This window comes from Pseudomonas rhodesiae (assembly GCF_007858255.1).
In the GTDB taxonomy this organism is placed as follows: Bacteria; Pseudomonadota; Gammaproteobacteria; order Pseudomonadales; family Pseudomonadaceae; genus Aquipseudomonas; species Aquipseudomonas rhodesiae.
The window spans coordinates 150,793-177,221 of the sequence record NZ_VFEU01000008.1 but is presented as its reverse complement, the minus strand read 5'-3'; the positions used below and the strand labels follow the sequence as shown (position 1 = coordinate 177,221).

Annotated in this window: 19 protein-coding genes; 8 read left to right on the top strand and 11 right to left on the bottom strand. The window is 62.4% G+C overall.

What is annotated here, in order from left to right:
* Positions 1–143: 143 nt before the first annotated feature.
* The 4 genes from ptsP to FIV35_RS14725 all read left to right on the top strand — a co-directional run bounded on the left by ptsP (position 144) and on the right by FIV35_RS14725 (position 7,410).
* Positions 144–3,002: a phosphoenolpyruvate--protein phosphotransferase gene (gene ptsP, locus FIV35_RS14740; protein WP_034136943.1), complete on the top strand. Its 2,859-nt coding sequence runs from the start codon at positions 144–146 to the stop codon at positions 3,000–3,002.
* Entirely contained in the window at positions 3,003–3,944 is a 942-nt protein-coding gene (gene pfkB, locus FIV35_RS14735; RefSeq protein WP_034136944.1) for a 1-phosphofructokinase, read from the top strand. It abuts the gene before it with no gap.
* A gap of 11 nt (positions 3,945–3,955) precedes the next feature.
* Positions 3,956–5,674: a PTS fructose-like transporter subunit IIB gene (locus tag FIV35_RS14730; RefSeq protein ID WP_034136945.1), complete on the top strand. Its 1,719-nt coding sequence runs from the start codon at positions 3,956–3,958 to the stop codon at positions 5,672–5,674.
* A 194-nt stretch (positions 5,675–5,868) separates the two neighbouring features.
* On the top strand, positions 5,869–7,410 hold the full coding sequence (locus tag FIV35_RS14725) for an alkaline phosphatase D family protein (RefSeq protein ID WP_034136946.1): 1,542 nt from the start codon (positions 5,869–5,871) through the stop codon (positions 7,408–7,410).
* A 464-nt stretch (positions 7,411–7,874) separates the two neighbouring features.
* Here the strand turns inward: FIV35_RS14725 and FIV35_RS14720 are convergent, their stop codons facing one another.
* Together FIV35_RS14720 and FIV35_RS14715 are read right to left on the bottom strand one after the other, a co-directional pair.
* Positions 7,875–10,400 carry a PepSY domain-containing protein gene (locus FIV35_RS14720; RefSeq protein ID WP_034136947.1) on the bottom strand — a complete coding sequence of 842 codons (2,526 nt, stop codon included), beginning with the start codon at positions 10,398–10,400 and terminating at the stop codon, positions 7,875–7,877.
* A 128-nt stretch (positions 10,401–10,528) separates the two neighbouring features.
* Positions 10,529–12,829, bottom strand: a complete 2,301-nt coding sequence (locus FIV35_RS14715; protein ID WP_034136948.1) for a TonB-dependent receptor — start codon at positions 12,827–12,829, stop codon at positions 10,529–10,531.
* Between the two features lie 205 nt (positions 12,830–13,034).
* Between FIV35_RS14715 and FIV35_RS14710 the strand changes: the two genes are divergently transcribed.
* Positions 13,035–13,715, top strand: coding sequence for a Fe2+-dependent dioxygenase (locus FIV35_RS14710; protein ID WP_034136949.1), 681 nt, complete (start codon positions 13,035–13,037; stop codon positions 13,713–13,715).
* 1 nt (position 13,716) lies between these two features.
* Positions 13,717–14,472 carry a tetratricopeptide repeat protein gene (locus FIV35_RS14705; protein ID WP_034136950.1) on the top strand — a complete coding sequence of 252 codons (756 nt, stop codon included), beginning with the start codon at positions 13,717–13,719 and terminating at the stop codon, positions 14,470–14,472.
* Positions 14,473–14,505: 33 nt separating this feature from the next.
* Here the strand turns inward: FIV35_RS14705 and FIV35_RS14700 are convergent, their stop codons facing one another.
* From FIV35_RS14700 to FIV35_RS14680, 5 genes are all read right to left on the bottom strand, one after another.
* Positions 14,506–15,669 (bottom strand): type III PLP-dependent enzyme, encoded by a 1,164-nt coding sequence (locus FIV35_RS14700; RefSeq protein WP_034095854.1) that lies wholly within the window; start codon positions 15,667–15,669, stop codon positions 14,506–14,508.
* 396 nt (positions 15,670–16,065) lie between these two features.
* Complete coding sequence (locus FIV35_RS14695) at positions 16,066–17,223, bottom strand: osmoprotectant ABC transporter ATP-binding protein OsmV (protein WP_034136951.1); 1,158 nt, start codon at positions 17,221–17,223, stop codon at positions 16,066–16,068.
* Positions 17,220–17,873: an ABC transporter permease gene (locus FIV35_RS14690; protein ID WP_005784720.1), complete on the bottom strand. Its 654-nt coding sequence runs from the start codon at positions 17,871–17,873 to the stop codon at positions 17,220–17,222. Before FIV35_RS14690 ends, FIV35_RS14695 begins: the two co-directional genes overlap by 4 nt.
* 12 nt (positions 17,874–17,885) lie before the next feature.
* Entirely contained in the window at positions 17,886–18,779 is an 894-nt protein-coding gene (locus FIV35_RS14685) for a glycine betaine ABC transporter substrate-binding protein (RefSeq protein WP_034136952.1), read from the bottom strand.
* A gap of 20 nt (positions 18,780–18,799) precedes the next feature.
* The gene (locus FIV35_RS14680; protein ID WP_232925194.1) at positions 18,800–19,552 is read right to left on the bottom strand and encodes an ABC transporter permease; all 753 of its coding nucleotides are present in this window, start codon (positions 19,550–19,552) and stop codon (positions 18,800–18,802) included.
* A gap of 296 nt (positions 19,553–19,848) precedes the next feature.
* Here FIV35_RS14680 and FIV35_RS14675 point away from each other — a divergent pair, with 296 nt between their 5' ends.
* Positions 19,849–21,432 (top strand): peptide chain release factor 3, encoded by a 1,584-nt coding sequence (locus FIV35_RS14675; protein WP_034111736.1) that lies wholly within the window; start codon positions 19,849–19,851, stop codon positions 21,430–21,432.
* A gap of 739 nt (positions 21,433–22,171) precedes the next feature.
* A complete protein-coding gene (locus FIV35_RS14670; RefSeq protein WP_034136953.1) occupies positions 22,172–22,417 on the top strand; it encodes a hypothetical protein in 246 nt (81 codons plus the stop codon).
* A gap of 90 nt (positions 22,418–22,507) precedes the next feature.
* Here FIV35_RS14670 and FIV35_RS14665 read toward each other — a convergent pair whose 3' ends face one another.
* From FIV35_RS14665 to FIV35_RS14650, 4 genes are read right to left on the bottom strand one after another with little or no spacing between them, the layout of a single operon-like run.
* On the bottom strand, positions 22,508–23,479 hold the full coding sequence (locus FIV35_RS14665) for a peptide ABC transporter ATP-binding protein (protein ID WP_034095859.1): 972 nt from the start codon (positions 23,477–23,479) through the stop codon (positions 22,508–22,510).
* On the bottom strand, positions 23,479–24,447 hold the full coding sequence (locus FIV35_RS14660; protein ID WP_034136954.1) for an ABC transporter ATP-binding protein: 969 nt from the start codon (positions 24,445–24,447) through the stop codon (positions 23,479–23,481). The genes FIV35_RS14665 and FIV35_RS14660 overlap by 1 nt, the downstream gene beginning before the upstream one ends.
* Positions 24,448–24,457: 10 nt before the next feature.
* Entirely contained in the window at positions 24,458–25,369 is a 912-nt protein-coding gene (locus FIV35_RS14655; protein WP_010213191.1) for an ABC transporter permease subunit, read from the bottom strand.
* A 10-nt stretch (positions 25,370–25,379) separates the two neighbouring features.
* Positions 25,380–26,390 (bottom strand): ABC transporter permease subunit, encoded by a 1,011-nt coding sequence (locus tag FIV35_RS14650; RefSeq protein ID WP_025856266.1) that lies wholly within the window; start codon positions 26,388–26,390, stop codon positions 25,380–25,382.
* Positions 26,391–26,429 lie beyond the last annotated feature (39 nt).

Below are 26,429 nucleotides of genomic sequence, written 5' to 3'. Positions count from 1 at the left end.
GTTTCAGCCAGCGTATTTTTACGACGTTCGCGACCGAGCGGCTCCTGCCAACTGACCGCTCAGTCAGTAATTTTCAAACACCCCTACACTGTTTTATTCAAAACAATACCTAGTGCGCCCAGCGCACTAACTAGGAGAACGGCATGCTTGAGCTCACTGTAGAGCAGATATCCATGGGCCAGGTGGCTGTGGATAAATCTGCTGCCTTGCACCTGCTCGCTGACACACTGGTGGCCGACGGTCTGGTCGCCGAGGGCTATCTGAGTGGCTTGCAAGCCCGTGAAGCCCAAGGCTCGACATTTCTCGGCCAAGGTATTGCGATCCCCCACGGCACGCCTGAAACCCGCGACCAGGTGTTTGCCACCGGCGTGCGCCTGCTGCAGTTCCCCGAAGGGGTGGACTGGGGCGACGGCCAGATCGTGTATTTGGCCATCGGCATTGCCGCCCAATCCGACGAACACCTTCGCCTGCTGCAATTGCTGACCCGAGCCCTCGGTGAGACCGACCTGGGTGAGGCGCTGCGTCGTGCCGGCTCTGCCGACGCCTTGTTGAAGTTGTTGCAAGGCGCACCGCAGGAATTGGCGCTGGATGCACAGATGATCAGCCTGGGGGTGTCCGCCGACGATTTTGAAGAGCTGGTCTGGAGAGGGGCACGCCTGCTGCGCCAGGCCGATTGCGTCAGCAACGGCTTCGCCGCCGTGTTGCAACAGGTCGATGCGCTGCCCCTGGGCGACGGCCTGTGGTGGCTGCACAGCGAGCAGACCGTCAAGCGCCCGGGCCTGGCGTTCGTCACCCCGGACAAACCCATGCGTTACCTGGGCCAGCCGCTCACGGGCCTGTTTTGCCTGGCCAGCCTGGGCGAAGCGCACCAGGCCTTGCTTGAGCGTTTGTGTGCGTTGCTGATCGAAGGCCGTGGCCAGGAACTGGGCCGCGCCACCAGCAGCCGCGCGGTGCTTGAAGTATTGGGCGGCGAACTGCCGCCGGACTGGCCGAGCGCGCGCATTACCCTGGCCAACGCCCACGGCCTGCATGCGCGGCCGGCGAAGATCCTGGCGCAGTTAGCCAAAAGTTTTGACGGCGATATCCGTGTGCGCATCATCGATGGTCCGGCCACCGCGGTTTCGGTCAAAAGTTTGAGCAAGCTGCTCAGCCTCGGCGCCCGCCGTGGCCAGGTGCTGGAGTTCGTCGCCGAACCCGGCATTGCCGGTGATGCGCTGCCGGCACTGCTGGCCGCGGTGGAGGAGGGGCTTGGTGAAGAGGTCGAGCCGCTGCCGACCGTTAGCGCGCCCCCCGAAACCCTGGACCTCGAACCGCTGCTCAGCGCACCGGCCTCCGGTAGCCAGATCCAGGCCATCGCCGCGGCGCCGGGGATTGCCATTGGCCCCGCTCATGTCCAGACCCAGCAGGTGTTCGACTACCCACTGCGCGGCGAGTCACCGGTGATTGAGCGTCAGCGTCTGCATGCCGCCCTGACCGACGTGCGCCGCGATATTCAGGGGCTGATCGAGCGCAGCCCATCCAAGGCGATCCGCGAGATTTTCATCACCCACCAGGAAATGCTCGACGACCCGGAACTGACCGACGACGTCGACACTCGCCTCAAGCAAGGCGAAAGCGCCGAAGCCGCATGGATGAGCGTGATCGAAGCCGCCGCCAAACAGCAGGAGTCGTTGCAGGACGCCTTGCTCGCCGAGCGTGCCGCCGACCTGCGAGATATCGGCCGTCGCGTGCTGGCGCAACTGTGCGGCGTCGAAACCGCCCAAGAGCCGAATGAGCCGTACATCCTGGTGATGGACGAGGTCGGCCCGTCCGACGTGGCGCGCCTGGACCCGGCGCGCGTCGCCGGTATCCTCACCGCTCGCGGTGGCGCCACGGCCCACAGCGCCATCGTCGCGCGTGCCCTCGGTATACCTGCGTTGGTCGGTGCTGGCGCCGCCGTCTTGCTGGTCGCCGCCGGCACGCCGCTGTTGCTCGATGGCCAGCGCGGCCGCCTGCATGTGGACCCCGATGCCGCCACCCTGCAACGGGCTACCGTCGAGCGCGACACCCGTGAACAACGCCTGCAAGCGGCCTCCGCCCAGCGCCATGAAACGGCTCTGACACGCGACGGGCATGCCGTGGAAGTGTTCGCCAATATCGGCGAAAGCGCCGGTGTCGCCGCAGCGGTGGAGCAGGGCGCCGAAGGCATCGGTTTGTTGCGCACCGAACTGATTTTTATGGCTCACCCACAAGCGCCGGATGAAGCCACCCAAGAAGCCGAGTACCGCCGCGTTCTCGACGGCCTCGGTGGGCGCCCGTTGGTGGTGCGCACCCTCGACGTGGGCGGCGACAAACCGTTGCCTTACTGGCCGATTGCCGAGGAAGAAAACCCTTTCCTGGGCGTGCGTGGCATTCGCCTGACCTTGCAACGCCCGCAGATCATGGAAGCGCAGCTGCGCGCGCTATTGCGTTCGGCGGATAACCGCCCGCTGCGCATTATGTTTCCCATGGTCGGCAGCGTCGATGAGTGGCGCGCCGCCCGTGACATGACCGAGCGCCTGCGCCTGGAAATCCCGGTGGCCGACCTGCAACTGGGGATCATGATCGAAGTACCGTCGGCCGCCTTGCTGGCGCCGGTGCTGGCCAAGGAAGTGGACTTCTTCAGTGTCGGCACCAACGACCTGACCCAATACACCCTGGCCATCGACCGTGGCCACCCGACCTTATCTGCCCAGGCCGACGGCTTGCACCCGGCGGTGCTGCAGTTGATCGATATCACCGTGCGCGCCGCCCATGCCCACGGCAAATGGGTCGGCGTGTGCGGCGAACTGGCGGCGGACCCGCTGGCAGTGCCGGTGCTGGTGGGCTTGGGAGTGGACGAACTGAGCGTGTCGGCGCGCAGCATTCCCGAAGTGAAGGCGCGTGTGCGCGAATTCAGTCTGAGCCAGGCCCAGAGCCTGGCACAACAAGCACTGGCGGTGGGTTCCCCCGCCGATGTGCGAGCCCTCGTGGAGGTGGTGTAAATGGCAAGGATTCTGACCCTGACGCTGAACCCGGCGTTGGATCTCACGGTGCGCTTGGCCCGCCTGGAACCGGGTGAAGTCAACCGCAGCGAAACCCTGCTGACCCACGCCGCCGGCAAGGGTGTGAATGTGGCGCAGGTGCTGGCCGATCTGGGGCATCAATTGACCGTGGGCGGTTTTCTCGGTGCGGACAACCCGCAAGCCTTTGACGCGCTGATTGCTCGTCGCGGTTTTGCCGACGCGTTTATCCGCGTGCCGGGGGAAACCCGCAGCAATATCAAAATCGCCGAGCAGGACGGTCGTGTCACCGACATCAACGCGCCGGGCCCGCAGGTGAGCGAGCAAGCGCAACAGGCCTTGCTCAACCAGCTCACTCTGATCGCTCCCGGTCACGATGCGGTGGTGGTCGCCGGCAGCTTGCCGCGCGGCGTCAGTGCGCAGTGGTTGCACCATGTGTTGGTGCAGTTGAAAGGCCTCGGTTTGAAGGTTGCTCTGGACACCAGTGGCGAGGCGCTGCGTGCCGGTCTGCGAGCCGGCCCGTGGTTGGTCAAGCCGAACACCGAAGAACTGGCCGATGCCCTCGATTGCCCCACCGACTCCCTCGAACAGCAGCGCCAAGCCGCACAGCGCCTGCACGCCCAGGGGGTGGAACATGTGGTGGTATCCCATGGTGCCGACGGTGTGAACTGGTTCAGCCCGACGCTGGCGCTGCATGCCACGCCGCCCAAGGTCAGCGTGGCCAGCACCGTGGGTGCCGGGGATTCGTTGCTGGCCGGCATGTTGCACGGTCTGCTCAGTGGCGAGGCCCCCGAACAGACCCTGCGCCGTGCCACGGCGATTGCCGCGATGGCGGTGACGCAGATCGGTTTCGGCATCAGCGATGACGCGCAGTTGGCGCATCTGCAAAGCGGCGTCGATGTACGCCCGCTCACAGAACAATAAGAGGGTTAGTCATGAAGTTAGCCATTGTTACTGCCTGCCCCAACGGCATGGTCACCAGTGTGCTGTGCGCCCGCTTGCTGGACGCCGCCGCGCAGCGCCAAGGCTGGAGCACCAGTGTCGAAGTGGTGGATGTGCAGCACCCCGAGCGCGCGCTATCCGACGCGACTCTGGCCGCCGCCGAGTGGGTGTTGCTGGTCAGCAGCACGCCGGTGGATATGCAGCGCTTCGTCGGCAAGCGCGTGTTCCAGAGCTCGCCGGCCCAAGCGTTGGCGGATGTGGAAGCGGTTTTGCGTCGCGGCGCTGAAGAGGCTCAGGTGTATGTCGCCAGCCAGGCGCCCGTCGCGGCAAAAAATGCCCCGCGCATCGTCGCCGTCACCGCATGCCCGACCGGCGTGGCCCACACCTTTATGGCTGCCGAAGCCTTGCAGCAGACGGCCAAGCGCCTGGGTTACGACTTGCAGGTCGAGACCCAAGGTTCGGTGGGCGCACGTACGCCGCTGAGCGCCGACGCTATCGCCAATGCCGATGTGGTGCTGTTGGCGGCTGATATCGAAGTGGCTACCGAACGCTTCGCCGGCAAGAAGATTTACCGTTGCGGCACCGGCATTGCCCTCAAGCAATCGGAAGCGACCCTGAACAAGGCCCTGGCCGAAGGCGCGGTGGAAAGCGCCGCCGGTGTGCCGGTAGCCAAGTCGGAAAAGACCGGTGTCTATAAGCACTTGCTCACCGGTGTGTCGTTCATGTTGCCGATGGTGGTGGCGGGCGGCTTGTTGATCGCTCTGTCGTTTGCGTTCGGCATTCATGCGTTCGAACAGGAAGGCACCTTGGCGGCAGCGTTGAAAACCGTCGGCAACAGCGCGTTTACCTTGATGGTGCCGCTGCTGGCCGGTTATATCGCCTATTCGATCGCCGACCGTCCGGGGATCGCGCCGGGCATGATCGGCGGCCTGCTGGCCGGCACCTTGGGCGCGGGTTTTATCGGCGGCATTTTTGCCGGTTTCCTGGCCGGTTACTGCGTCAAAGGCGTCACGCGCGTGGTGCGTCTGCCGCAAAGCATGGAAGCTCTCAAACCGATCCTGATCATCCCGTTGCTGGCGAGCCTGTTCACCGGCCTGGCGATGATCTACCTGGTGGGCCCGCCGGTGGCGCGCATGCTCAGCGGCTTGACTGAATTCCTCAGCACCATGGGCACCACCAACGCGGTGCTGCTGGGCATTCTGCTGGGCGGCATGATGTGCGTGGACCTGGGCGGGCCGATCAACAAAGCGGCGTATGCGTTTTCCGTCGGCTTGCTGGCTGCCCACAGCGGCGCGCCGATGGCCGCGACCATGGCCGCCGGCATGGTGCCGCCCATCGGCATGGGCATCGCCACGTTCCTGGCGCGGCGCAAATTCGCCCAGACCGAACGCGAAGCCGGCAAAGCCGCGATGATCCTCGGGATGTGTTTTATCTCCGAGGGCGCGATCCCTTTCGCCGCCAAAGACCCGTTGCGCGTGATCCCGGCAAGCATCGCCGGCGGTGCGTTGACCGGCGCGCTGTCGATGTACTTCGGCTGCGTACTGGCCGCGCCCCACGGTGGTTTGTTTGTGCTGGTGATTCCGAATGCGATCAACCATGCGTTGCTGTATCTGCTGGCGATCGTTGCGGGCAGCCTGCTGACCGGGGTGGTGTACGCGCTGATCAAACGGGCGGAAGTGGTGGAGCTGAGCGTCGCGCCGGCTAACGCCTGACACGGTCTGGCAGGGCCTGACAATGTGGAAGGGGCACGCCCCAATGCCCGTTAGCCAAGGACTCAGATGAACCAGCCCTGGCAATGACTACCGCCCCTCCACATTTGGATCTCGGCTCACCGCAGGGTGAGTGTCACACCCGCTTCATCCCCGCGTGGTTAAGTCCCTCTTTTGAGACTCAAGAGGGCACCTGCATGAGCCACTTCGATCTGGGCCGTCGCCGCGTGATGCAAGCCGTCGGCGCCGGTCTGTTATTGCCGGGTCTGGCGCCGGCGGTGATCGCGTCGGTCAAGGACCGGCCGCAACTTACCGATGGGGTGCAGTCCGGCGATTTGCTGGGCGACCGCGCGATGATCTGGAGCCGCAGCGACCGGCCCGCGCGGATGGTGGTGGAATGGGACACCCGCAGCGTGTTCAGCAACCCGCGCCGTTTTGTTTCGCCGCTGGCCGACAACCGCACCGACTTCACCGCCCGCGTTGAACTGACCGGGTTGCCTGCCGACCAGGCGGTTTTCTATCGCGTGCATTTCGAAGACGCCCAGAGCGGCGTGGCCAGCGAGCCCTGGTTCGGCCACCTGCGCAGCGTGCCGCAACAGCGCCGCGACATTCGCTTTGTATGGAGCGGCGACACCGTCGGCCAAGGCTTCGGCATCAACCCGGACATCGGCGGCATGCGCATCTACGAAGCCATGCGCTTGCGTCTGCCGGACTTCTTTATCCACAGCGGCGACACCATCTACGCCGACGGCCCGGTGCCGGCGCAACTGGCCACTGAAGGCGGGCGTATCTGGCGCAATATCACCACCGAGGCCAAGAGCAACGTCGCCGAGACCCTGGACGAATACCGTGGCAACTACCGCTACAACCTCATGGATGAAAACGTGCGCCGCTTCAACGCCGAAGTACCGCAGATCTGGCAGTGGGACGACCACGAAGTGATCAACAACTGGTCGCCGAGCAAGCAATTGGACGAGCGCTACCAGACCCGCGACATCAACACGCTGGTGGGCCGCGCGCGCCAGGCCTGGCTGGAATATTCGCCGATGCGCCGCCAAAGCGCCGACGGCGGCGGGCGCATCTATCGCAAACTCAGTTATGGCCCGCTGCTGGATGTATTTGTGCTCGATATGCGCAGCTACCGTGGCCCCAACGATGACAACCTGGGGGCGGCCAAGCCGTTTCTGGGGCGTGAACAATTGGACTGGCTCAAGAGCGAACTCAAGGGCTCCAAGGCGCAATGGAAAGTCATCGCCGCCGACATGCCCATCGGCCTGGGCGTGCCCGACGGTGAAGTCAGCCCCGGCGTGCCGCGTTGGGAGGCCATCGCCAACGGTGAGCCGGGCCCGGCCCAGGGTCGCGAGTTGGAAATCGCCGAACTGCTGGCGTTCCTGCGTGCGCAGCAGGTACGCAACCATGTGTGGCTGACGGCAGACGTGCACTACTGCGCGGCGCATCACTACCACCCGGATCGCGCGGCGTTCCAGGATTTCGAACCGTTCTGGGAGTTTGTCGCCGGGCCGTTGAACGCCGGCAGCTTCGGGCCCAATCCGCTGGATAAAACCTTTGGGCCTGAAGTGGTGTTCGAAAAAGCGCCACCGGCACAGAACACTTCGCCGTTTGCCGGGTTTCAGTTTTTTGGCGAGGTGAATATCGATGGCCAGACCGGGGAGTTGACGGTGATCCTGCGCGACTTGGATGGAGTCTCAGTATTCGAACAGAAGTTGCAACCCACCTGACTTGAAATGCAGTCCCACTGTGGGAGGGGGCAAGCCCCCTCCCACAGTGGATCGCGCGGCGGCAGCTTTGGGCCCAATCTGCTGGATAAGACCTTTGGGCCTGAAGTGGTGTTCGAAAAAGCGCCACCGGCACAGAACACTGACTTGAAATGCGATCCCAATGTGGGAGGGGGCTTGCCCCCGATGACGGTGTGACAGTCATTTATCAGACGACTTCACCACCGCTATCGGGGGCAAGCCCCCTCCCACAGTGGATCGCGCGGCGGCAGCTTTGGGCCCAATCCGCTTGATAAAACCTTTGGGCCTGAAGTGGTGTTCGAAAAAGCGCCACCGGCACAGAACACTGACTTGAAATGCAATCCCAATGTGGGAGGGGGCTTGCCCCCGATGACGGTGTGACAGTTATTTATCAGGCGACTGATCCACCGCTATCGGGGGCAAGCCCCCTGCCACAGTGAGTGACCTCAGTACACGTCGCGGCGATAGCGGCCTTGTTCGATCAAGCGCTCCACCGCCTCGCGGCCGAGGATATCCAGTAGCGCCTGATCCACCCCGGCAGCCATGCCCTGCAAGCTCCCGCACACATAGATCGCCGCGCCGTCGGCCAGCCATCTACGTAGCACGTCGGCCGATTCGCGCAGGCGATCCTGCACGTAGATCTTCTCCGCCTGATCGCGGGAGAACGCCAGGTCCAACAGTGCTAGGTCGCCGCTGGCGAGCCAGCCTTGCAGCTCGTCTTGGCACAGGTAGTCGTGGGCGATATTGCGTTCGCCGAACAGCAACCAGTTACGTTGCTGGCCTTCGGCAATGCGCGCTTTCAGCAAGCTGCGCAGGCCGGCCAGGCCGGTGCCGTTGCCCAACAGGATCAGCGGCACCGGCGCGTCCGGCAGGTGGAAGCCGCTGTTGCGCCGCAGACGCAGGCTGATCGCGCCGCCGAGAGCCGCGTGTTCGGTGAGCCAACCCGAGCCCAGGCCCAGGCGGCCGTCGGCGTGGCGTTCCTGGCGCACGATCAGTTGCAACACGCCGTCGCTGGCAAGCGAGGCGATGGAGTATTCGCGCATGCTCAGCGGCACCAGAGCATCCACCAGCGCTTGGGCGTGCAGGCCGACCAGATGCGCGCGGTTGTCCGGCAATTGGCGAGTGGTCAGGGCCTGATCGAGCGTCTGTGCCAGCCCTTCGATGAGTACGCCGTCGCTGCCTTGCAGGCCCAGGCCCGCCAGAAAGTGCTCGACTGCCGACGCGGGATTACGCGGCAGGATTTCCACTAGGTCGCCAGCGTCCCAATGCTGCGGCGACGTCGACGTGAGGCCCAGCAGGTACACGCCTTCGCCTGCGCTGCCGGGGTTGAGCAGGGTGCGCTGGCTCAGTGTCCAGTGCTCGTACTGGGCGCTGGGCCAGGCGGCGGCGGGGGCGTGGCCGGTCAGTTCGCCCAATTGTTGCTGCCAGTGCAGTAGGGCTTGGGTATCGCCGCTGTCCACTTCCACCGGGGCGAACAGCGCCGTGCCGCCCTGGTTGGTCAGCCAGAAATGCAGGCGCCGGGCGAAGCCGCAAAAGTGCGGGTACTGACGATCCCCGAGGGCCAGCACCGCGTAGTTCAAACCGTTGAGCGACAGAGCCTGGCCGAGCACGCCGCGCTCGAAACCACGGGCGCTGTCGGGGGCTTCGCCGTCGCCGAAGGTGCTGACCACGAACAGCGCGTTGTGCGCTTGGCGCAGGTCCTGTGCATTGACGCTGCCCAGCGCCTGCACCTTCACCGGCAGGCCGGCGGCCTGCAATTGCCCGGCGGTCTGCCAGGCCAGTTGCTCGGCGAAACCGCTCTGGCTGGCAAAGCCGATCAGCCACGCCGGCGCGTCGCTGAGGTTGGTGCCGAGGCGCTGACGGGCGTCGCGCACTTGGCGTTTTTTGCGACGGCGATCCAGGTACAGCAACCAGCCGGTGATAAAGAACAACGGCATCAACAGCGAACTGACGGTCAACACGATCCGCCCGATCAAGCCGAAGTAGCTGCCGGTGTGCAGGGCATAAATGCTGGTCAGTAACTGAGCCTTGAGGCTCTTGTCGGCGTAGCGATCGTGGGATTTGACCTCGCCGGTGGCCGGGTCCAGGTTGATCTGGTTGAGCGCGCGGTCATGGGGCGAGTCGCTCAGCAGGTAATACACGGTGGCCGGTTGCCCGGCAGCGCCTGGCATGCGGATGTTGTAGGCGCTCAGGTCCGGGCCGGCGTTGCTGTAGAGGCTGCTCCAGATCGCGTCGTAGTTGGCCACCGGTGCAGGGCCTGCCGGCGCTGGGCCGCGCGTGCGTACCCGTTCGTTCTGCGGGGCATCGGACAACAGTTGGGTCAGCCCTCGGCTGTACCAATCGTAGGACCAGGACAACCCGGTGAGTGCCGCCAGCAGGTACAGCAGCAGGCACCATGTGCCGAACACCGAGTGCAGGTCCCAGTTAAAGCTGCGGCCCTTTTTGCGCCAGTCCAGGGTCAGCCAGGCGCGCCAGCTCGCCACTTGGCGCGGCCAGCGCAGGTACAGGCCGGAGAGGCAGAAAAACACCAGGATCAGGGTGCAGGCGCCGGTGATCTGCCGGCCGGTTTCGCCGATGGCGAGGAAGCGGTGCAGTTGCAGGACAAAACCGAACACATCCTGGCCCACGGCGTCGCCCAGGTACTCGCCGGTGTACGGATCGAAGTAGCGCATCTGGCCACGTCGCTCACCCGGTGGCGGGGTAAAGGCCACGCGCGCGGCATTGCCGCTGTCACGTTCCACCCACAGCATCGCCACGGTTTTGCCTTCGGCGGCTTCGAGCTTGCGCACCAGTTCGGCCGGTGGCAGCACCCCGGCTTCGCGTTTTTCCACATGCAGGACGCTGGGGTTGAGGGTCCGCAGTATTTCATCCTGGAACGACACCGCCGCACCGGTGATCCCCATCAAGGCCAGCACCAGCCCGGCAGTAATGCCGAAAAACCAGTGCAACTGAAACAGGGTTTTCTTCAACACGTCGGACCGCCTCGCTCATCGGGATATAAATGCCACGGCGCGCATTATGCCGTGGGTTGTCGAGAAACTTTGTTGTTTAACACGCAAAAGCCCCACGCATTCGATGCGTGGGGCTCGGTGGCCAGCGTTTAGAAGTGGAAGCTGGTGGTCAGCAGCGCCGTGCGACCGGCCGCCTGGTTGGCGAAGTGCGCGGAGTATGCCTTGTCGTAGTAGACCTTATCGGTCAGGTTCTGCACGTTCAGTTGCAGGTCGACGTTCTTGGTCAGCTTGTAGCTGGCCATGGCGTCGTAGCGGGTGTAGGACGGCACATACACGGTGTTGCCCACGTCGCCGTAAACCTGGTCGACATAGAACGCGCCGCCGCCAACGGTGAACTTGGGTGTAAGGGCATAGGTGGTCCACAGACTGAAGGTGTTCTTCGGCGTGTTGGGCATCTGGTTGCCTTCGTTGGAACCGGCGCTGATCACCCCGTTGCGACCGTTACGGCCAGCCTTGACCAGTTCGCTGTCCAGGTAGCTGTAGCCGGCGAACACTTGCCATTGCTCGGTGATTTTGCCGCTGGCGGACAATTCCAGACCATCGACCCGAGACTCGCCGGCGTTCTGGTAGGTGAGGGCATCCACCAGAATGCGGGTGTTTTTCTTCTCGGTGCGGAACACGGCGGCGGTCAGCGAGAGGCGGTCGTGGAACAGGTCCCACTTGGTGCCCAGCTCATAGTTGACGGTTTCTTCCGGTTGCAGATCGCTGGTGGCGGCGCCGGCGGACAGCGGGTTGCCGTCCGAACCTTCGCCGACCAGGCCGCCTGGCGGGGTGGCCGAGGTGGCGTAGGAGGCATAGATGCTGCCGTTTTCCAGAGGCTTCCAGACCAGGCCGGCCTGCCAGTTGAAGAACTGGCTGTCGTCCTTGATTTTGCTGCGTGCTTTGACCGTCGCTGTAGGCACTGCGTTGGTATTGGCTTCGGTGTCGAAAGTGTCGTAGCGCAGGCCGACGTTAAGCAGCCATTTCGGGTCCAGTTCGATGGTGTCGAACACGTACGCGGCGCGGCTGGTGGCTTTGGTGTTGGTGCCGTTGTAGTTGCGGGCGACGGAGCCAGTCCAGGCGTCGTCCGGGTTCGGGTTGCTCAGCGACGTGCATTGGCCGCCCAGGCCGCCTTTGGCCACGGTGCAGATCGGGTTGGCGTTCGGGCTGACGGTGTAGCTGCTGACGCGGGTTTCTTCGCCGGTGAATTCCAGGCCGGTGGAGTAGGTGTTCTTGAAGCCCAGGGCCTGGAAACTGCCGAACAGGTCGGTCTGGTTGGTGGTCGTGGTGGTGGTGGACACCCGCGAGTTGGCACGGCGCCACACGGTGCCGAATTTGTTCACGTTGAGTTTGCTGTCGTCCGGCTGGGTCAGTACGTAGTCCTGGCCAGTGCTGCCGTGGCGCAGGGTGTTTTTCAGGGTCATGTTGTCGTTCAGATCGTGCTCGATGGAGAACGTACTGATGTCGGCGCGGGTCTTGCGGAAATCGCGGCCTTTGAGGCCGTAGAAGTTATCGCTGTCGCCGCCGTCGTTGGGTTTGTCGTGGACGTGGGCGGTGGCGGTGGCCGAACCGTAGCCGTAGGGAATCCCCGAGTCTGGCAGGTCGTCGCTTTCCAGATGGTAGTAGCTGAGGTTGACGCGGGTGGGGGTGCCCAGGCCGAAGGTCAGCGAAGGCGCAACGCCCCAGCGGTCGTAGTTCACGGCATCGCGCCCGGCCACGTTCTGCTCGTGGCTCATCAAGTTCAGGCGGAATGCGGCGCTGTCGTCGAGGAACTGGCGGTTCACGTCGAGCACGTAGCGGCGGGTCTGGTCGGAACCGTAGGTGAAGCCGCCGTTGGTGAAGTCCCGTGCCTGTGGGGTCTTGCTCACCAGGTTGAGGCTGCCACCGGCCGAGCCGCGCCCGCCGAAGGAGGAGTTCGGGCCTTTGCTGACTTCGATGGATTCGATGTCGAAAATCTCACGGCTCTGGCCGCCGGTGTCGCGCACGCCGTCCAGGTAGGTGTCGCCTTGGGCATCGAAACCGCGGATAAACGGACGGTCACCCTGAGGGTTACCGCCTTCACCGGCACCGAAGGTGATACCCGGTACGGTGCGCAGCGCATCCTGCAACGAGGTAGCGGCGGTGTCCTTGAGTACTTGTTGCGGCACCACAGTGACCGAGCGCGGTGTGTCCACCAGCGGTGCGGTGTATTTCTGCGAGGCAGCTTTTTCCACTTGGTAAGAGGTGTCGTCCTGTTCCTGGCCGGTAATGCTGGTGGCGCCCAGAGAGATGCTATTGCGCCCGCCTTTTTGTTCCGTGTCTTCAGCCGCTTGCGCCAAGTGGGCGGCAGAGCTGGCGCTCAGAGCGACGCCGATGGCCGAGGCCAACATGCGTGGTGAACCGGCGGAGGTTTTTGTTGAAGTGCGCGACATGACGTGTCCTTTCCCCAAGGATGTGAGGCGGCGGAATATAGGGTGAACACGACTTTCTATCAATTGCGATACATTGCTAATTGCACTGAATTTACATTCTTTACACTTTTTGCTTACGGTTTTTACGATCTCATCCGTCCTTGGGTTTTACAGCGTGGATAAGAATCAATACCATTGGCGTCCCTCCGCACCCAGGTACTGCCCCATGCTGCTGCACATTCCCGGCCTGTTCTCCCGAGAGGAGGTGCAGCGCATCCGCCAGGCCTTGGAAAACGCCGATTGGGCCGACGGTAAAATTACCGCCGGGCACCAATCGGCCAAAGCCAAACACAACCTGCAATTGCCCGAAGGCCACCCCTTGGCCAAGGAAATCGGCACGGCGATGCTCGAACGCCTGTGGCAAAACCCGCTGTTCATGTCGGCGGCGTTACCGCACAAAGTGTTCCCGCCGCTGCTTAACTGCTACACCGCCGGTGGCAGTTTCGACTTTCATATCGATAACGCCGTGCGCCAACCCAAGGGCAGCCCTGAGCGGGTGCGCACCGATTTGTCGTCCACATTGTTTTTCAGCGACCCGGATGACTACGACGGCGGCGAACTGGAGATCCAGGACACTTTCGGCCTGCAGCGGGTCAAGTTGCCGGCCGGCGATATGGTGCTGTACCCCGGGTCCAGCCTGCACAAAGTCAACCCGGTGACCCGGGGGGCGCGTTACGCCTCATTCTTCTGGACCCAGAGCCTGGTGCGCGAAGACAGCCAGCGCACATTGCTGTTCGAGATGGACGGTGCGATCCAGCAGTTGACCCGGGATGTGCCCGATCACCCGGCGCTCATCCAGCTCACCGGCACTTATCACAACCTGCTACGTCGCTGGGTTGAGGTTTGATATGAGCTTTTTGTTGCGTCGCCAAGAGGTGCTCACGGTCGAGCAATTGCAGAGCATGCTTGACGACTCCCCGGTGCGCGCCGCCCAGGCGATTCTGGTCGCGGCGAAGGAAGGGCTGGTGGATGCCCAGGCGTTGCTGGGGCAGATTCTGCTGGACGGGCGCGGTATCGAACGCGATCAAGCGCTGGCGCTGCGGTGGTTTCGCATTGCGGCACAAGGCGGGCAGTTGATGGCGCGCAATATGCTCGGGCGTTGCCTGGAACACGGTTGGGGCTGCGCCGTCGACGAAGCGGCGGCCGCGCGGGAATATCGCCAGGCCGCCGAGGCGGGCTTGGACTGGGGGTTGTACAACTACGCCAACCTGCTGGCCACCGGGTGTGGTGTTGCACAAGATCAAGCCCAGGCATTGGCGTGCTATCGCCAAGCGGCCGAGCGGGGTCATGCCAAGTCGATGAACTTGCTCGGGCGGTATCTGGAGGAAGGACAGTGCTGCCCACGGGATCTGGAAGCCGCGCAGCAGTGGTATCGCCGTTCAGCCGAGGGCGGGGATTTTCGCGGGCAATTCAGTTATGCGGCGGTGCTGGCGGGTAATGGCCAGATCGAAGCGGCGTTGGCATGGCTGCGCAAAGCGCTGGCGGGCGGGAATCTGAAGTTTCTGCGGGTGGCCCACACCGCGCTGGCGGCGGCGGATGAACCGAGGATCCGGGCGATGGCGCAGGCTTATCAACAACGAGCCCAACAGTTGGAAACCCTATAGGGGCGAACCGCTCGCTCCTATAGGAAGCACGGCTTAGACGTAGTAGGACTTCAATGGCGGAAACCCATTGAACTCAACCGCGCTGTAGCTGGTGGTGTACGCACCGGTGGACAACCAGTACAAACGATCACCGATCGCCAGGTTCAGCGGCAGGCCGTACTTGTAGTTTTCGTACATGATGTCGGCGCTGTCGCAGGTCGGGCCAGCGATGACCACTTCTTCCATCTCGCCTTTCTTCTCGGTCCAGATCGGAAACTTGATGGACTCGTCCATGGTTTCGATCAGGCCGGAGAACTTGCCCACATCCGTGTACACCCAACGCTCGACGGCGGTGCGGGATTTACGCGCCACCAACACCACTTCGCTGACCAGAATGCCAGCGTTGGCGATCAACGAACGGCCGGGCTCCAGGATGATTTCCGGCAGATCGTCGCCGAAGTCTTCCTTGAGGAAGCGGATGATTTCCTCGGCATAGGTTTCCAGGCTGTTGGTGCGGGTGATGTAGTTGGCCGGGAAGCCGCCGCCCATGTTGATCAGCTTGAGGTGGATGCCGTCTTCTTCTTTCAGGCGCTCGAAGATCACTTTGACCTTGGCGATAGCCGCGTCCCACACGCTGATATCGCGCTGTTGCGAGCCGACGTGGAACGAGATGCCGTACGGCACCAGGCCCAGGTCACGGGCCAGGATCAGCAGGTCCATGGCCATGTCGGTCTGGCAGCCGAATTTGCGCGAAAGCGGCCAGTCAGCGGTGGTGGAGCCTTCGGTGAGAATGCGCACATACACTTTCGAGCCCGGCGCGGCCTTGGCGATATTGCGCAGGTCGGCTTCGGAGTCGGTGGAGAACAGACGCACGCCCTTCTCGTAGAAGTAGCGTATGTCCTTGGATTTCTTGATGGTGTTGCCGTAGCTGATGCGGTCGGCGCTGACGCCACGGTCCATGACCTTGTCCAGCTCGTAGATCGAGGCGATGTCGAAGCTCGAACCTTTGTCTTTCAACAGGTCGATGATCTCGACGGCCGGGTTGGCCTTGACCGCGTAATAAACCTTGGCGAATTCGAAACCGGCGCGCAGGTCATCGTAGGCCTGGCTGATCATCGCGGTGTCGATCACCACGAATGGGGTTTCTTGCTTGTCGGCGAACGCCTTCATTTTGTCAAAAGTGGCGCGCGCGAAATAATCTTCGACGTTGATCGACATGCTGGGAACTCCTAAGGGCAAACTGTATTGATCAATGGGTACAACTGAACGTCCTCCGTATCCCCACTTTGGTTCGCCTACTTCCCAAGGCATGTCGCCGAAAGCAAAAAGGCCATGGGATAAGCTGCCCTTGGCCTTGCTGTCTCGTCGTCAGTACTTGAGCCGGATGGATCGTTTCCAGCATGGACGTTCGGCGCGAACTTTAGGGCGTGAGGGGCTATAGATCAACTAAAAATGTCGCGTTTTTGCACGCGTTCGTCGCGCTGCGTTGTGCAGCTACTTATGTAACCGACCGGTGTGACGGAATGATGTTCCCCGGATGGGGGTAATTGAAGGTATTTCCCTGACAGATCACGGACCCAATATGGGAGGGAGCAAGCCCCCTCCCACATAAGATCAGGCCAGGGCGGCCTCGGCAGGGGAGACGATGCTGGTCTTGCCCCCACGGGACTTACCGGAGCTCAGGTACTCGGCAATCGACTCTTGCGTCACTTCCCCCAGGAACACCCGCTCGGCATCCATCACTGGCAACCACGAGCGATTGAACTCGTACATGCGCGACAACAGGATGCGCAAGTGCTCGTCGTACGCCGCCGTGGCGTTGAACTCACGCAGGTACTGGCCGCAAGTGCCGGTCTGACGGTGCAGGTCGCGACGGCGCACATAGCCCAGTGCCTTGTTCTCGGCGCAGGTCACCACCACGTAGCGACGGTCGTGCTCGTCCATCAGTTCCAGTGCATCGGCCACCGGGGTTTCCGGGCTCACCGACGGGGCGTTGTCCGCCGCGTCTTCGGCCTTGACCAGCAGCAGGCGCTTGAGGGTGCTGTCCTGGCCCACAAAGTTGCTGACGAATTCGTCGGCCGGGTGTGCCAGCAACGTATCCGGGTGGTCGATCTGCAACAGCTTGCCGGCGCGGAAAATCGCGATCTTGTCGCCCAGCTTGATGGCTTCGTCGATGTCGTGGCTGACCATAATCACCGTCTTGTTCAGCGCCCGCTGCATCTCGAAAAACTCGTTCTGGATCATCTCGCGGTTGATCGGGTCGACCGCGCCGAACGGCTCGTCCATCAGCAGCAACGGCGCATCCGCCGCCAAGGCGCGGATCACGCCAATCCGCTGTTGTTGGCCACCGGACAATTCACGCGGATAGCGATGCAGATACTGCTTGGGCTCCAGCTTGATCATGCTCATCAACTCGCGGGCGCGGTCGTGGCATTTCTGTTTGTCCCAGCCGAGCAGTTTCGGCACGACCACGATGTTCTCTTCGATGGTCATATTGGGGAACAGGCCGATCTGCTGGATTACATAGCCGATGTTACGGCGCAGGGTCACTTCGTCGAGGTCGGTGGTGTCTTCGCCGTTGATCAGGATCTTGCCCGAGGTGGGTTTGATCAGGCGGTTGATCATCTTCAGCGTGGTGCTTTTGCCGCAACCCGATGGCCCGAGGAATACACAGATCTCGCCTTCATTGACGGTCAGGCTGACATCGTTGACGGCGGTGACGGTTTTGCCGTTGCTTTGGAACGTCTTGGACAGGTTTTGAAGTTCGATCATTTGAGCAATCCTTTTGGAGTCAGCGAGCGTTGCAGCCATTGCAGAAGCAGGTCGGCGAAGATGGCCAGCAGGCTGACCAGTACGGCACCGACGATCAGCATCGACATATCGCTGCGGCTGATGGAGGCCAGAATCAGTACACCCAAGCCACCGGCGCCGATGGTGGCGGCGATGGTCATCACGCCGATGTTCATCACCACGGCAGTGCGCACGCCGGCGAGGATCACTGGCACCGCGATGGGCAACTCGACCATGCGCAGGCGCTGGCCGAAGGTCATGCCGATGCCTTTGGCGGCTTCGCGAATGCCCGGCTCCACGCCGGTGAGGGCCAGGTAGGTGTTACGCATGATCGGCAGCAGGGAGTAGAGGAACACGGCGGTAATGGCCGGCATCGGCCCCAGGCCCTGACCGAATTTGGAGTAGAACGGCAACAGCAGGCCGAACAGGGCGATGGAAGGCACCGTCAGCAACACGGTGGCGCTGGCTTGCAGCGGGCCGGCCAGCGTCGGGAAGCGCGTCATCAGGATGCCCAGGGGCACACCGATAAAGATCGCCAGGATCACCGCGATACCGACCAGGGTGATGTGCTGCCAGGTCAGGTGCAGGACTTGGGCCCAATCAAGATGGGAAAAGGCGTTCAGGAATTCCATGTCTTCTCCTCGTTAGTTGATCGGATGCTGGCGCAGAAAATCAGCGGCCACGACGGACGGGCTTTCGTGATCGACATCGACCCGCGCGTTGAGTTGGCGCATGGTTTCGTCGTCGAACAGCGCTGCCAGCGGCTTGAGGTCGGCGGCCAGTTGCGGGTGCGCGTCCAGGTAGGCCTGGCGCACTACCGGCGCGGCGGTGTAGTCCGGGAAGTAATGCTTGTCGTCCGCCAGCAGTTTTAATTTGAAGGCGTTCAAGCGACCGTCGGTGGTGTAGACCAGGCCGGCGAACACTTGGCTATTGCGCAGCGCGGTGTAGACCAGGCCAGCGTCCATTTGCCGGGTGTTTGCGCGGGTCAGGTTCATCTCATACAACTTGACCATACCGGCCAGACCGTCGGAGCGATTGGCGAACTCGGTGTCCAGCGCAACCAGGCGATGTTCCCGGGTGTTTTCCGCCATCGCCTGGGTGAGGTCGCTGATGCTGTTGATCTCGGGATGTTCCTGCGCGACCTTCTGCGGCAACGCCAGGGCATAGGTGTTGCTGAAGCGCGACGGTGCCAGCCAGACCAGGCCCTTTTTCGCGTCGAGTTCTTTGACCCGAGCGTAGGACTGTTCGCTGTCGAGTTTCTCGTCGATGTGGTTGTAGGCCACCAGCGACACACCGGTGTATTCCCATAACAGGTCCAGTTGCCCGCTTTCCTGGGCACTACGCGCCAGGTTGCTGCCAAGGCCGCCGGTCACTTGAGGGGCATAGCCCTTGGTGCGCAAGTATTGGGAGGTGATCTCGGCGAGCAGGGTCTGTTCGGTGAACACCCTGGCGCCGATGCGGATTACCGGTTTTTCTGCGGCTTGTGCAAACCCTGCGCACAGCAGGACGCAGCTCAATATCAGTGTCAGCTTTTTCATGTGAATTCCTTTGCCAAGCCTTAAGACGGACGCAACCCGCGTTCCAGCCAGAGGCGGCTGGCCATGGTCACCAAGCCGTCCAGCAACAAGGCCAGCAGTGCCGTGCATGCGGCGCCGAGCAACAGTTGCGGCTGGTTGTTCAGGGCGATGCCGGGGAAGATCAGACTGCCCAGGCTGTTGGCGCCGATCAGAAACGCCAGGGGCGCGGTGCCCACATTGATCGCCAGCGCCACGCGCACGCCGCCGATGATGATCGGCACGGCATTGGGCAACTCCACGCGAAACAGCACCTGGCGCGGGGTCATGCCGATGCCGGTGGCGGCTTCTTTGAGCGAGCCTTGAACGTTTTTCAGGCCTTCGTAGGTGTTGCGCACGATAGGCAGGAGGGAGGCGAGGAACAGCGCGAAGATGGCCGGGCCGCTGCCGATGCCGAGGACGCCGAGGGCGATGGCCAGTACGGCCAGGGGAGGGACGGTATTACCGATGTTGAAGATTTGCATGAAGCGTTCTGCGCGCCCGACCATGTGCGGTCGACTGAGCAGGATACCGGCGGGGATGCCCACAACGAGGGCCGCCAGCATGGAGACTAGAACGAGAACTAAGTGAGCTTGCAGGTAAAACAACAAATCGTCGCGGTACAACTCGATCGTGTTGATGCCGATCCAGTGGATCAGCAGGGCCAGGAGCGCGACGACAACCGCGCCTCCTATCAGCCCTTTGCCATAGCGAATAGCCACAGGCGGACTCCTTTTTTCTTCTGTCGACGAACACATTCCTGCGTGGCATGCCATGGCTGGCTGTCAGCGAAAAGTGAACGCGAAATGCAGCTCGCCAATGCCGTCAAAAGCGGCATGAGTTCGAACCATAAGCGCAGCCTCGTCAGGCTAACTTGCTGATTTTTCAGCCCCTGTTACGAGTGCGATAGCAGGGGAGTGGACGTCTCTACCTTTTAAAAGGTTCCACACTTGGCACCATTTAGCCACCCCTGATCGGGTGAACGGTGGTCCGTCACCTTGGGTTTGCGCTATACTCGCCGCCCTTTTTTGACTCACCTGCCAGGCGATTTCCCATGACCCACCAGGCCGCCGAAGTCGCGAAACGCCGCACTTTCGCCATTATTTCCCACCCCGATGCCGGTAAAACCACCATCACCGAGAAGCTCTTGCTGATGGGCAAGGCAATCGCAGTGGCCGGCACGGTGAAATCCCGCAAATCCGACCGCCATGCCACCTCCGACTGGATGGAAATGGAAAAACAACGGGGTATCTCCATTACCACGTCGGTCATGCAGTTCCCGTATCGCGATCACATGGTCAACCTGCTCGACACCCCGGGCCACGAAGACTTCTCCGAAGACACTTACCGCACCCTGACCGCGGTGGACTCGGCGTTGATGGTGTTGGACGGCGGTAAGGGCGTCGAGCCGCGCACCATCGCGCTGATGGACGTATGCCGTCTGCGCGATACGCCCATCGTCAGCTTTATCAACAAACTCGACCGCGATATCCGCGACCCGATCGAGCTGCTCGACGAAATCGAAGCCGTATTGAAGATCAAGGCCGCGCCGATCACCTGGCCGATTGGTTGCTACCGCGACTTCAAAGGCGTGTACCACCTGGCCGATGATTACATCATCGTCTACACCGCCGGCCACGGACATGAGCGCACCGAAACCAAGATCATCGAAAAACTCGACTCCGACGAAGCCCGCGCCCACCTGGGTGACGAGTACGACCGCTTCGTCGATCAGTTGGAGCTGGTGCAGGGCGCCTGCCATGAATTCAACCAACAGGAATTCCTCGACGGCCAGCTGACCCCAGTGTTCTTCGGGACCGCCCTGGGCAACTTCGGCGTCGACCATGTGCTCGACGCCGTGGTGGACTGGGCCCCGCGCCCGCTGCCACGGGTGGCCAACGAACGTACCGTGGAGCCGGTGGAAGAGAAATTCACCGGCTTCGTGTTCAAGATCCAGGCGAACATGGACCCCAAGCACCGCGACCGTATCGCGTTCATGCGCATCTGCTCCGGCAAATACGAAAAAGGCATGAAGATGCGCCACGTGCGCACCGGCAAGGACGTGCGCATCGGCGACGCCCTGACGTTCTTCTCCTCCGAGCGTGAACAGCTCGAAGAAGCCTACGCCGGCGACATCATCGGCCTGCACAACCACGGCACCATTCAGATCGGCGACACCTTCACCGAAGGCGAAGCGCTGGGCTTTACCGGTATCCCGCACTTCGCCCCGGAACTGTTCCGCCGCGTGCGCCTGCGCGATCCGCTCAAATCCAAGCAATTGCGCCAAGGCTTGCAGCAACTGGCGGAAGAGGGCGCCACCCAGGTGTTCTTCCCCGAGCGCAGCAACGACATCATCCTCGGCGCCGTGGGTGTGCTGCAGTTCGATGTGGTCGCCAGCCGTTTGAAAGAGGAATACAAGGTCGAATGCTCCTACGAGCCGATCACCGTGTACTCCGCGCGCTGGATCGAATGCGCCGATAAGAAAAAGCTGGAAGAGTTCTCCAACAAAGCCGTGGAAAACCTCGCGCTCGACGGCGGCGGGCACCTGACCTACCTGGCCCCGACCCGCGTCAACCTGGCGCTGATGGAAGAGCGCTGGCCGGATGTGAAATTCCGCGCGACCCGCGAGCACCACTAAACAACATGTGGGAGGGGGCCTGCCCCCGATAGCAGTGTGTCAGCCCTGAATGTACTGGCTGACACACAGCCATCGGGGGCAAGCCCCCTCCCACTTTTTTTACCGCGTTGTGTCTAACCGGAACTTGGTCAGGCGGAAATTGGCGGTTGGCGGGCCAAATTGTGGCGAATTTGCCAGCATATCTTGGCCCAGATGTGGGAGGGGGCTTGCCCCCGATAGCATTGTGTCAGCCCTGAATGTACTGGCTGACACACAGCCATCGGGGGCAAGCCCCTCCCACTTTTTTTACCGCGTTGTGTCTAACCGGAACTTGGTTAGGCGGAAATTGGCTATTAGCTAGCGGGCCAAATTGTAGCGAATTTGCCAGCACATCTTGGCCCAGATGTGGGAGGGGGCTTGCCCCCGATAGCAGTGTGTCAGCCCTGAATGTGCTAGCTGACGCACTGCCATCGGGGGCAAGCCCCCTCCCACTTTTTTTACCGCGTTGTGTCTAACCGGAACTTGGTCAGGCGGAAATTGGCGGTTGGCGGGCCAAATTGTGGCGAATTTGCCAGCACATCTTGGCCCAGATGTGGGAGGGGGCTTGCCCCCGATAGCAGTGTGTCAGCCCTGAATGTACTGGCTGACACACAGCCATCGGGGGCAAGCCCTCTCCCACATTTTTCTCCACCAGGCGTTAGATTGGCGAGAACCCGGCATCCGGTCTAGCGTTTAACCACCGACTGCAAAGGAGACCACCGTGCGAAAGGCTCAACGCGCCATATCCCTGCTGTTGCTGGCCTGCCTGTGGCTGACGACCCTCCCGGCACTGGCTGACGCAGGCGCGCCTCAGTGGAAAGACACCGGCCCGGTCACCAAGAAAAAGCAGAAAGAGGTCAATTCCGGCAGCTGGCAACCCCAGGCCCAACCGGCTCCCAAAGAGGACGCAGAAAACCCCTACAACGAAGGGGAAGACAGCGAAACCTATGACGATGGCAACAAATAGCCGCCGCAAAAAGAAAGCCCCTCCCGCCAGGCTGATGCGCAACCTGATGGGAAGGGCTGTGAAACTCTGCTACTGATCGGTCCGGCGCGCTCAGGCGACGAATTGTTCCGCGTAGTGGCAAGCCACCTGACGATTATCCAACGCTCGCAATTGCGGCTCCTCGGTGCTGCAACGCTCGGTGGCGTACGGGCAGCGCTTGTGGAACGCGCAACCTGGCGGCGGGTTCAAGGGGTTGGGCAACTCGCCGACGATTTTGATCTTCGGTTTGTTCGGATCCGGATGAATGGTCGGCGTGGCCGACAGCAGCGCCTGGGTGTAGGGATGCAGCGGGCGCGCGTAGATGTCTTCCTTCGGGCCGACTTCCACCGGGCGACCGAGGTACATCACCATCACATCGTCGGCAACGTGTTGCACCACCGCCAGGTTGTGGGAAATGAACACGTAGGCCGTATTGAATTCCTGCTGCAGATCCATGAACAGATTGAGCACCTGGGCCTGGATCGACACGTCGAGCGCCGAGGTCGGCTCATCCGCCACCAGCACTTTGGGTTGCAGCATCATCGCCCGAGCCAGTGCAATCCGCTGGCGCTGGCCGCCGGAGAACATGTGCGGGTAGCGCTGATAATGCTCGGGGCGCAGGCCCACTTGCTTCATCATCGCCTGCACTTTCTCGCGGCGTTCGGCGGCGGACAGGTTGGTGTTGATCAGCAGCGGTTCGCCCAGTTGATCGCCAACTTTCTGCCGTGGGTTCAACGAGGCGTAAGGGCTTTGGAACACCATCTGCACATCTTTGCGCAATTGCTTGCGCTGGGCCTTGTCGGCACCGGCGACTTCCTGGCCGGCGATTTTCAGCGAGCCCGAAGACGGCTCTTCAATCAGCGTGAGTGCGCGGGCGAGGGTGGACTTGCCGCAACCCGACTCGCCGACCACGGCGAGGGTCTTGCCGGCTTCCAGCTCGAAGGACACACCATTGAGGGCCCGCACGGTGGCGTGGCCCTTGAACAGGCCACGGGACACTTCGTAGTGACGGGTCAGGTCGCGGGCGGTAAGAACGACGGCCATTACGCCACCTCCTGGTTCAAGGGGTAGAAGCAGCGCGCGAGGCTGTTGGTTTTGGGATCGAGGCCCGGGCGCTGGGCACGGCAGGATTCCTGCACGTACGGGCAGCGCGGCGACAGCAGGCAACCCTGCGGGCGGTCGTAGCGGCCGGGCACGATGCCAGGCAACGTGGCCAGGCGGGTGGCGCCCAGGCTGTGCTCGGGAATCGCCTTGAGCAGCGCTTCGCTATAAGGGTGCGCCGGGATGTCGAACAGTTGCGGCACCTGGCCGACTTCCACGGCCTGGCCGGCGTACATCACGCATACGCGCTGGGCGGTTTCGGCCACCACGGCGAGGTCGTGGGTGATCAGCACCAGGCCCATGTTCTGCTCTTTTTGCAGGGCCAGCAGCAGGTCCATGATCTGCGCCTGGATGGTCACGTCCAACGCGGTGGTCGGTTCGTCGGCGATCAGCAGTTTCGGCTCGCCGGCAATTGCCATGGCGATGGCTACGCGCTGGCTCATACCGCCGGACAGTTGGTGCGGATAGGCGTCCATTCGGCTGGCGGCGCCTGGGATCTCAACTTTTTCCAACAATTCGATCGCGCGTTTGCGTGCCTGTTTGCCGGACATTTTCAGGTGCAGGCGCAGCACTTCTTCAATCTGGAAACCCACGGTGTAGCTGGGGTTCAGCGCGGTCATCGGGTCCTGGAACACCATCGCCAGGTCTTTGCCGACGATCTGGCGACGTTGACGGTTGCTCAGCTTGAGCATGTCCTTGCCGTCGAAGGTCAGCGCATCGGCGGTGACGATACCGGGGTGCTCGATCAGGCCCATCAGCGCCATCATGGTCACGGATTTCCCCGAACCCGACTCGCCCACGATGGCCAGTACTTCGCCCTTGTCCACGGACAGGTCGAGGCCGTCGACCACCGGCACGGCGGTTGCGTCGCCGAAGCGTACGTTGAGATTCTTGATTTCTAACAGTGACATGGGAATCTCCTCAGGCGGCGTTCTTGAGTTTCGGGTCCAGCGCATCGCGCAGGCCGTCGCCCATCAAGTTGATTGCCAGCACGCTGAGCAAAATGGTCAAACCAGGCAGGCTCACCACCCACCAGGCGCGTTCGATGTAGTCACGGGCCGAAGCCAGCATGGTGCCCCACTCCGGGGTCGGCGGTTGTACGCCAAGGCCGAGGAAGCCCAGGGCCGCGGCATCGAGGATCGCCGAGGAGAAACTCAAGGTGGCCTGCACGATCAGCGGCGCCATGCAGTTGGGCAGCACAGTGATGAACATCAGGCGCGGCAGACCGGCACCGGCCAGGCGCGCGGCAGTCACGTAGTCACGGTTCAACTCGCCCATCACCGCAGCACGGGTCAGACGCACGTAGGACGGCAGCGACACGATGGCGATAGCGATCACGGTGTTGATCAGGCCAGGGCCGAGGATGGCAACGATGGCCACGGCCAGCAGCAGCGACGGCAGGGCCAGCATGATGTCCATCAGGCGCATGATGGTCGGGCCCAGCAGACGCGGGAAGAACCCGGCGAACAGACCCAGCAGGATGCCCGGGATCAGCGACATCACCACCGACGACAAACCGATCAGCAGCGACAGGCGCGAACCCTGGATCAGACGCGAGAGCAGGTCACGGCCCAGTTCGTCGGTGCCCAACAGAAACTGCATCTGCCCGCCTTCCAGCCACGCCGGCGGGGTGAGCAGGAAGTCGCGGTATTGCTCGCTGGGGTTATGGGGCGCGACCCACGGGGCGAAGATCGCGCAGAACACGATCAGCAACATAAACAGCAGGCCGGCAACCGCGCCTTTGTTCTTGGAAAAGGCTTGCCAGAATTCTTTGTACGGGGACGGGTACAGCAGGCTTTGATCGACTGCTGACACTGGAGTAGGTGTGGTCATGGTCATGATCTCAGCGCTGGTGACGGATGCGTGGGTTGGCGAAGCCGTAGAGGATATCCACCACGAAGTTCACCAGGATCACCAGGCAGGCGATCAGCAGAATGCCGTTCTGCACCACCGGGTAGTCCCGCGCGCCAATGGCTTCGATCAGCCATTTGCCGATGCCGGGCCAGGAGAAGATGGTTTCGGTCAGCACAGCGCCGGCCAGCAGGGTGCCGACTTGCAGGCCCACTACGGTCAAGACCGGGATCAGCGCGTTGCGCAGGCCGTGCACGAACACCACGCGTGTCGGCGACAGGCCCTTGGCCTTGGCGGTGCGGATGTAGTCTTCGCGCAGCACTTCGAGCATCGACGAACGGGTCATCCGCGCGATCACCGCCAGCGGAATGGTGCCGAGCACGATGGCCGGCAGGATCAGGTGGTGCAGGGCGTCGAAGAACGCGTCCGGCTCGTCAGCCAGCAGCGTGTCGATCAGCATGAAGCCGGTGCGCGGCTCGATGTCGTAGAGCAGGTCGATGCGCCCGGAAACCGGGGTCCAGCCTAGGCTCACCGAGAAGAACATGATCAGGATCAGGCCCCACCAGAAGATCGGCATCGAATAGCCCGCCAGGGAGATGCCCATCACCCCGTGGTCGAACAGGGATCCTCGCTTGAGTGCCGCGATTACCCCGGCCAACAGGCCCAGGATACCGGCGAACAACAGGGCGGCCATGGACAGTTCCAGGGTCGCGGGGAAGAGTGCGGTGAACTCGGTCCACACGCTGGTACGGGTGCGCAGGGACTCACCAAGATCGCCCTGGGCGAGCTTGCCGACATAGTCCAGGTATTGCGCATACAGCGGCTTGTTAAGGCCAAGGCGTTCCATTGCCTGTGCGTGCATCTCGGGGTCGACGCGGCGTTCGCCCATCATGACTTCTACGGGGTCGCCGGGAATCATGCGTATTAACGCAAACGTCAGCAACGTGATGCCGAAGAACGTGGGGATCAATAACCCCAGTCGGCGGGCAATAAAACTAAACATCTTGTGGTGTACCTCAATCAGCCGGTTAGGCAGGTTCGG

Bases quoted from the DNA above. Each gene is read 5' to 3' on its own strand.
- FIV35_RS14655 (WP_010213191.1), bottom strand. From the start codon at position 25,369: ATGACCACACCTACTCCAGTGTCAGCAGTCGATCAAAGCCTGCTGTAC.
- FIV35_RS14710 (WP_034136949.1), top strand. From the start codon at position 13,035: ATGCTGCTGCACATTCCCGGCCTGTTCTCCCGAGAGGAGGTGCAGCGC.
- FIV35_RS14680 (WP_232925194.1), bottom strand. From the start codon at position 19,552: ATGTGTTCGTCGACAGAAGAAAAAAGGAGTCCGCCTGTGGCTATTCGC.
- FIV35_RS14695 (WP_034136951.1), bottom strand. From the start codon at position 17,223: ATGATCGAACTTCAAAACCTGTCCAAGACGTTCCAAAGCAACGGCAAA.
- FIV35_RS14690 (WP_005784720.1), bottom strand. From the start codon at position 17,873: ATGGAATTCCTGAACGCCTTTTCCCATCTTGATTGGGCCCAAGTCCTG.
- ptsP (WP_034136943.1), top strand. From the start codon at position 144: ATGCTTGAGCTCACTGTAGAGCAGATATCCATGGGCCAGGTGGCTGTG.
- FIV35_RS14715 (WP_034136948.1), bottom strand. From the start codon at position 12,829: ATGTCGCGCACTTCAACAAAAACCTCCGCCGGTTCACCACGCATGTTG.
- FIV35_RS14650 (WP_025856266.1), bottom strand. From the start codon at position 26,390: ATGTTTAGTTTTATTGCCCGCCGACTGGGGTTATTGATCCCCACGTTC.
- pfkB (WP_034136944.1), top strand. From the start codon at position 3,003: ATGGCAAGGATTCTGACCCTGACGCTGAACCCGGCGTTGGATCTCACG.
- FIV35_RS14665 (WP_034095859.1), bottom strand. From the start codon at position 23,479: ATGGCCGTCGTTCTTACCGCCCGCGACCTGACCCGTCACTACGAAGTG.
- FIV35_RS14725 (WP_034136946.1), top strand. From the start codon at position 5,869: ATGAGCCACTTCGATCTGGGCCGTCGCCGCGTGATGCAAGCCGTCGGC.
- FIV35_RS14700 (WP_034095854.1), bottom strand. From the start codon at position 15,669: ATGTCGATCAACGTCGAAGATTATTTCGCGCGCGCCACTTTTGACAAA.
- FIV35_RS14660 (WP_034136954.1), bottom strand. From the start codon at position 24,447: ATGTCACTGTTAGAAATCAAGAATCTCAACGTACGCTTCGGCGACGCA.
- FIV35_RS14730 (WP_034136945.1), top strand. From the start codon at position 3,956: ATGAAGTTAGCCATTGTTACTGCCTGCCCCAACGGCATGGTCACCAGT.
- FIV35_RS14675 (WP_034111736.1), top strand. From the start codon at position 19,849: ATGACCCACCAGGCCGCCGAAGTCGCGAAACGCCGCACTTTCGCCATT.
- FIV35_RS14685 (WP_034136952.1), bottom strand. From the start codon at position 18,779: ATGAAAAAGCTGACACTGATATTGAGCTGCGTCCTGCTGTGCGCAGGG.
- FIV35_RS14705 (WP_034136950.1), top strand. From the start codon at position 13,717: ATGAGCTTTTTGTTGCGTCGCCAAGAGGTGCTCACGGTCGAGCAATTG.